The following is a 7,533-nucleotide window of genomic DNA, read 5'->3' as shown; positions in this document are numbered from 1 at the left end:
TATCGTTTGATCACCATAAAGCGAGGTAAATGTTTCACTTTCAAAATATCCCATGACATTTAAGGCTTTTTGAATCAGAATAACATCGGCATTGTCATCACCTTTTTTAAAAGATGTGTTTTTAACACTACCAATAAAGCTTAAATTTTCAGTGTTTACAGGTTCTATAACCACTACAGCCTCTGATTCACTGTCATTTTCACTTGCAACATCCTTTTGAACATTATTCTTAACATAGCCTAAGTCAGCTAATTTCTCAATGGTTGCTTCACCAACGATACCGTCAGCTTCTAAATTATATTTCTTTTGAAAGGCTTTAACAGCACGTTCAGTCAAGGTTGCAAAGTACGTTGTGGGATGATCAATCTCCAATAACCCCTCTTGAATCAATGCGTATTGTATAAACTTAATTTCACTATTGTCATCCTCAAACTTATAAACCGGTTGCGATAAAACCGGCAACAAATTTTTAGAAATCATTTTATCAATTGTTGAGCTTCCGATTATACCATCTGCATCAAGACCATATTTTTTCTGAAACGCGACTACCGCTTTTTCAGTTTTAGGACCAAATGTCGTTGTAAACTCACTACCATCATAAGTACCATCTAGCGCTAATGCTATTTGTATCAGCTTTACATCTTCTGAATCATCACCTTTTTTATAAGCCTTCTGATCCAAGTTCACTGCACTCTCCATAAAGCTGATAGACATAAGTGCAGACAAAAGCATCACCAACATCATTTGAACCCATATTTTTTTAGTCATAAACTTCCTCCACAGAATTTGTACTATATTCGATATACCACTCGAACACAGCCTGTTTCGCCTTTTATATACAAATAAACAAGTTCTTTTAATGTCATTTCTTTTATTTGCTTGCGATTTAATTTTATAAATGATGATGGCCTCATAAAATATCAACATTTTACAGAAACCAACACACTTACTTAAAATTTTATCATATTATGTCAACTAATTCAACCTCATTTAAAAAGTCGTTTACAACAACCGATGCCAATATAAGGCCTGCACTTGACGGCACAAAGGATGTGCTTCCAGGTGGTAATTTACGACCAACAAGTGGAACCTCACCCATCTTAGAATGGTCTGGTGTTATGGGCATCTCATCTGAGTACACTACCTTTAAGGCTTTTACCCCTCTCGCCTTGAGTTCTCGTCTCATAACTCTAGCAAGTGGACAAATTTCTGTTTTGTAGATATCAGTCACCTTCAAACGCGTGGGATCGAGTTTGTTTCCAGTTCCCATGGAGGCAATAATTGGAATATTTCTTTTTTGAGCCTGTAGGACAAGTTCAATTTTTGAAGTTACCATATCTATCGCATCCACAATATAGTCCACTTTAAGTCCATCAAAGAATTCATCTGCATTGTCCACAGTAATCATTTGATTAATTGCATGTAGTTCCAGTTGAGGATTGATGTCCATCAATCGACTCGCCATAGCCTCAACCTTGATCATACCAACTGTTTTATCTGTTGCATGAATTTGTCGATTTATGTTTGTTAAATCCACAATGTCATAATCCACGATTGTGAGTTTACCAATACCAGCTCTGGTAAGTGCCTCTATGGTAAAGGAACCGACACCACCAACACCAAATACAACCACATGTTTTTCTTTTAGCCATTCCAGCTTTCGCTCGCCTATTAAAAATTCAAAGCGCTGAAATCGATGTTTCATCTATACCTCCACGTGAAATTTTTCATACAATTTCACAATTTCAACTAAAATATCAACTGTTTTTTCCATAGATTGTACAGGGATATATTCATATCTACCATGGAAATTATGACCGCCAGTGCAAATATTAGGGCACGGTAAGCCCATATATGAAAGCCTTGCACCATCTGTTCCACCTCTAACTGGCACAACAATCGGTTCTACGCCGCATGCATGCATTGCCTTTTTCGCCGTTTCAATGAGATGAAAGTGAGGTAGAATTTGTTCGCGCATGTTGAAATATGAATCAATAAGCTCAACTTCTACTGTCTTATCACCATATTTTTCATTTAAAAAAGTTTCAATATTCTTGAACAAATTCTTCTTTTGATTGAACTTTTCTAAATCGTGGTCTCTTATGATATAAAGCAAATGCGTTTCTTCCACAGAACCATGGAAATCATTCAAGTGATTAAAGCCCTCATATGCTTCCGTAAATGCTGGTATATCAAACGCTGGCAACATTTGATTGAACTCCATACCAATTAAGATCGAATTCACCATTTTACCCTTTGCAGATCCTGGGTGAATATTTGTACCATTGATCTTAACTTTTGCAGTTGCAGCATTAAAGTTTTCAAACTCAAGTTCTCCAATCTCACCACCATCAACGGTATAACCAAAGTCTGCGCCAAGTTTGGCAAGATTGAACAAATCTGCACCTCTTCCAACTTCTTCATCAGGTGTAAAAGCTATTTTTAATGGTCCATGTTCCAAATCATTGTTTTGTAGTACCCTCTCACACAAGGTTAAGATTTCCGCGATTCCCGCTTTATTGTCGGCCCCCAAAAGTGTTGTCCCATCAGTCACGATTAAATCTTGTCCAATATAATGGGCAAGATGATCAAATTCCTTTGGTGACATTTTTATATCTAAAGCTTCATTCAGTACGATTGTGCCACCATCATAGTTTGTGATAACTTTTGCTTTTATATTAGCACCCGATAGGTCAGGTGATGTATCCATATGTGCAATTAATGCCAAGCTTGGCGCCTTATCATTTTTTGAATTTGAAGGTATTTGCCCGTAGACATAGCCGTTTTCATCCATTTCAACATCTGAAATCCCCATGGTTTTCATTTCTGATACGAGATATTCACCCAATCTTTTTTGTTTCTCTGTTGAAGGACAAGTTTCGGAATTTGGATCAGATTCTGTGTCAAACGCCACATATTTTAAAAAACGCTCATGTACCCTTGTCATAAATATAACCTCCTTGTATACTCTAAATTATTTTCAACTACAGCTTGGTAAGCCTTTCTCAATTTTATGATAACATCATTTAATGCAGAATTATATTTTATTTCGTTCATGTATTCTATCGGCAGAACACCTATAGAGGTTCCAGAGAGAAAACAAGCGTCAAACTCAGATAATTGGTCCTCAAAGATATCAAGCTCTACATATTTTAAATGAAGCGCACTGAATACACGCATCAATTCAAGCCGTGTAATGCCAATTAAAATATCCGACGCCTTAGCAGAATAAATCGTATCGCCCTTTACAAAAAATAAATTGGATTTACTGCCTTCAGCAATTTTACGGTTACTGTCCATCAATATAATTTCATAGGCACTAGAGGCTTCTTTCAACTTGGCAATTTTTTCGAGATATTGTGCATTGACCACCTTGGCGTGAGGATTTTCTCGAACGACATTTGCCGTTATTGTCATAGCGCCATTTTCATAAAAGGATTCCTTGGGATATTCTGAATTAACCATGAAAAGCACTAGATCCATCCCCAACTCTGTTAAACCGTATTCCAATCTGACATTGTTGTTTTTCAGGTCAGTAAGCTCTACAAGTTCCTTAATTTGATTAAATATCATTTCATCAGAATAATCGCATTTGTATTCTACGAGTTCAAGAGATGCACGAAAGCGCTCCATATGTTCTCTAAAAAACAAGGGTGTTCCTTCTATAATTCGAATAACTTCATATACCGGTGATTGGGTGTAATTTATGATTTCATCCAAATCAACTCTCTTACCATTTTTTATTATTGTTATATGACATTGATTCTTCATATTCGCTCGTTATAACCGTTCACTATGTGATTACAGTTACACTCTCCTTCCTAAATCTGTCTTTATTAATTATAAACTTTCCCTCTAAAATAATAAACCCTATTTATCTATAATCATTTAACGCCAAAACCTTGTTTTGCCCTTACCCTTCTCACCTAACCGCTTTTGAAGATTCTTGCTCAAATCTGGATGAGAGCTAATGATCTATAATAAAAAAGATGTTCGCCACAAGCTGAACATCTTTTCATCTTTTTTCTATTGAAATGTATTATATATTGTTCCTATTCTGTACGAATGGCTTCTAGCGCACTGAGTTTGGTCGCTCTTACAGCAGGATAATAGCCTGCGAGCAATCCAATAACCGTTGAAAATCCAAGCGCTGATAAAGCAAGCCACATAGGGATATCTGAAAGCATTTGAGGACCGTAATACCCCGAATCGCCATTCATTCCAGAAAGCACAGAGTTAATTAACACAGAAATGCCCAGACTGATCAAGACGCCAAATACACCACCTATAAAGCCAATCATTGCCGCTTCAAACAAAAACAGTCGCTTTATGTCCTTGAGTTCTGCGCCAATGACCTTCATGACCCCAATTTCCTTGGTCCGTTCATAAATGGACATGACCATAGTGTTTGTAATCCCAATGGCAGCTATGAATAAGGAAACCGCACCAATACCGCCCAATATAGTTTGAATAAGACCTGATGTCTTTTTCATTTGCTCAAGAGCATCGGTCAAACTATAAGCTTCAAATCCCATAGCTTTGATGCTCTCCTGAATGGTCTGTACATTTTTGACTTCATCTACACTGACTTTCATTTCATCATATTTATTTTCTTTCTGTTTGCTTTTACGTCTGCTATTATTTTGATTGCCGTCATTATTGTTTTTATTTTTACGATCAAACTCTGTTTTAATTTTTACAAAGGTGTCATAGTCCATGAAGACATCCCATGCATAATCCCAGTTTTGCTCGCTTGTAATCCCTGTAGGCGTTATGATATAGCCTTTGGGTTTCTTTTCACCATAGTTTGTCGAAGGCACCATCTCGATTTTTGTATTGAAAATATCAATTTGAGGTGGCTGACCATTATAGTTTCTTGATTTTGGATCATAGAACTGCTGTGCTGCCTGAAAGCCAAAGAGTACTTCATTTCGCCCCTCTAAAGTAGGTAAAGTCCCCTGACTAAGTTCAACGCCGAGCTTCTCAAGTTTGTTAAAATCCACTGCCTTTATTGAAGCCCAGCTTTCGTATTTACCTGCAAATATTTTAGAATCAAATCGTTTAAAACCCATGGCGAAATCAACATGCTCCATTGATTCAATTGCATTGATGGTTTCATCATCCAGAACAATTGCATCCTGACTGCTTGACGAAGCGCCGCCCGCCTCAGAGACCATCATACCACCGTCAAACCCTCTATTGGAATAAACGCTTATGACCGTCAAACTGCCATACTCTTGAAGTTGCTGCTCAAAGGCTTTATTCATGCCAAGCCCTAGCGACACCATTACAACGATTGCTGCAGTACCGATGATAACACCTAAAACCGTTAAAATGGTTCTAGCTTTCCGTCTTAGCAGGTTTTTAATGCCCATAAGCGCTAAGTCTAGATTACTCATCAAGTGCCTCCAACTCCATCTCTAATTTTCGCTTTTTACGTTTTCTCATCACCACAAAAGCACCGATAATCACTGCCAGGGCAACAAGGCCTCCTATAATTTTAGGAAGTGATGAAGGTTTTGTGGGCTCTTCCATGGGAAACTCTTCATACATGCCACCATTCATGCCACCCTCTTGACCAAAATCAGGTGCGGCCATGACTGTATAGCTAAAAGGCTCTTCTTGAGTGGACACATTTCCAAGGGCATCTTCAAAGGTATAAACCAGCTTGCCCTCAAAAGAACCTTCCTCCATAGGAAAGGCTTGTGCACTATAGTATTCACTTCTGCCAGCTTCAAAATTACCTACGAAATAGCTACCTTCATTACTTTGTGGGCCCTCTAGTTTGACCATCATATTGTACATGGTCGCTTTACCCATATTGTAAAATTCCTGTTCAATGTAAAAAGGCTGTCCCACGTATGTTTCAAAAGGGACGATGAGTTCTGCCGTTTCAAGTCTGACGGGCTGTGCCACCGCGATACTGAGCGCTTCAGATTCCTCATAAGGGTTTTCTTGCGCGTCATAGGCATTTCCCTTGCCATCTTCATATTGCATTTTCACTGTTAATGAATATATTTTAACCGATGAATCAATTTTAGTTTTTAACTGAATATTATGTTCATACACCTCTCCCGCTTTGATCTCATTGATGAAAAACGAACTGGAAGAATCAATGGGTGTAAAGACATTATCTTCACTTGTTAAGGTTACCTTTATATTTCTTGTGTCATTTGATGTGCTTGTGTTTTTAATGTATAGCTTTAAATCATAAGGTTCCCCTGCGAGAACGTGTTCGCCACCATACTCGTAATTTTCGATGATGAGCTTTGGCTTGCTTGAGCCTGTTGAACCATCCACAGTGAGGCCGACGTATTCCTGAATGGTCTGCGCCTTATCCTGAGTATCACCATCTGCAACATACTTCACGCTGATATAACCGCTATAGCTGTCTGAATTAGTACCACTCTTAGCCATCAGCTTAAATGTCATGGTATTGCTTGCCCCAGGCTTTAAGTTTTTAAATACTTTTTTTGAATTGGCCATTGAAGTAAAATCATTTGGGTATTCAATACTCACTTCTGCTGTTTCAAGCAGGACATTGCCATCGTTTACAAGATCGCAGGTTACTTCAAAGGGTTGATTTGGAACAATTTTATCAGGTACTTTTATATTTTCAACCGAAATATTTGCGCCACTGGTATCGTTCCCTTCCACGTTGACGTAAAATTCAAGTTCTTTTTCATAAGCACCACCAAACTCATCAATATAAGAAAGTTTTAAAGTATAGGGATATACGCCCGTTTTAGCTTTAGGGGCACACATGACATTAAAATAAGCAAATTGCGTCTCCCCTGCCTTTATACGCGATAAAGTTTTAGTATCAACATCTTTATTTAGCATCAAATTTTCTATGCCAAAGCCAGATACATTGATTTTAACTTCTTTAGCATCAATTGTTCCTGTGTTGATTATTTTCAAACTGATTGCATCTTGGACACCAGGTTTAACCGCATCAGAGGCTGTCTCAGCAGAAAAAATCCCCAGTACAGGTGCCTTATTGTCGCTATTGATTTTTAAAAACATCTTTCTTACTTCTCTGTAAGATGTTCCCCACACATTGTTGTATTCAAAAACGATTTCGAATTCATAAAGCTTTGGCTTAGCAGTTGGACTAATTTCTACATTAAAATCAACTTTTGCATTTTTATAGGGATTTACGGTTAGGACCTGTTTGATTAATGTGTTGACATCACTTCTAAAAGGATGATCACCTGCTAGTGTTATATGAATATCTTGAGCTGTATTCGGTGACTCGTTCCTAAACTCAATGGATAATACACCTTTTTCCCCAGCTTGCATTGTTTGTATTTCTTCATCATATTGAACCGCTATTATCGGTTGGTCTTTGTCAATTGCCGCCATACTCATTGGCATGACCATATTAAACAATAAAATAGTTATCAATAATAGTGCACTCTTTTTCATAAATGGCATCCTTCCTTCTTCTTATGTTAAATTATTTAAAGTCGTAATCTTATCATCATCAAAATGCTCATTATATTCATTCTCATAAGGCAGAATATATTTCTC

Annotated in this window: 6 protein-coding genes; all 6 read right to left on the bottom strand. The window is 37.5% G+C overall.

From position 1 onward, the window contains the following. On the bottom strand, positions 1-768 hold a 768-nt coding region (locus AC220I_RS15200), incomplete at its 3' end, for a peptidoglycan-binding domain-containing protein (RefSeq protein WP_486724707.1). Positions 769-961: 193 nt separating this feature from the next. Then, a complete protein-coding gene (locus AC220I_RS15195; RefSeq protein WP_486724706.1) occupies positions 962-1,705 on the bottom strand; it encodes a tRNA threonylcarbamoyladenosine dehydratase in 744 nt (247 codons plus the stop codon). After that, positions 1,706-2,947, bottom strand: a complete 1,242-nt coding sequence (gene pepT / locus AC220I_RS15190) for a peptidase T (RefSeq protein WP_486724705.1) — start codon at positions 2,945-2,947, stop codon at positions 1,706-1,708. Then, positions 2,944-3,771: an aminotransferase class IV gene (locus AC220I_RS15185; RefSeq protein ID WP_486724704.1), complete on the bottom strand. Its 828-nt coding sequence runs from the start codon at positions 3,769-3,771 to the stop codon at positions 2,944-2,946. The genes pepT and AC220I_RS15185 overlap by 4 nt, the downstream gene beginning before the upstream one ends. A gap of 281 nt (positions 3,772-4,052) precedes the next feature. Then, entirely contained in the window at positions 4,053-5,399 is a 1,347-nt protein-coding gene (locus AC220I_RS15180) for an ABC transporter permease (protein ID WP_486724703.1), read from the bottom strand. Beyond that, entirely contained in the window at positions 5,392-7,428 is a 2,037-nt protein-coding gene (locus tag AC220I_RS15175; protein WP_486724702.1) for a COG1361 S-layer family protein, read from the bottom strand. Before AC220I_RS15175 ends, AC220I_RS15180 begins: the two co-directional genes overlap by 8 nt. Positions 7,429-7,533: the final 105 nt, after the last annotated feature.

This window comes from Fusibacter sp., from assembly GCF_057447755.1.
The sequence above is the reverse complement of the archived record's forward strand: the minus strand, read 5'-3'. Positions and strand labels throughout refer to the sequence as shown.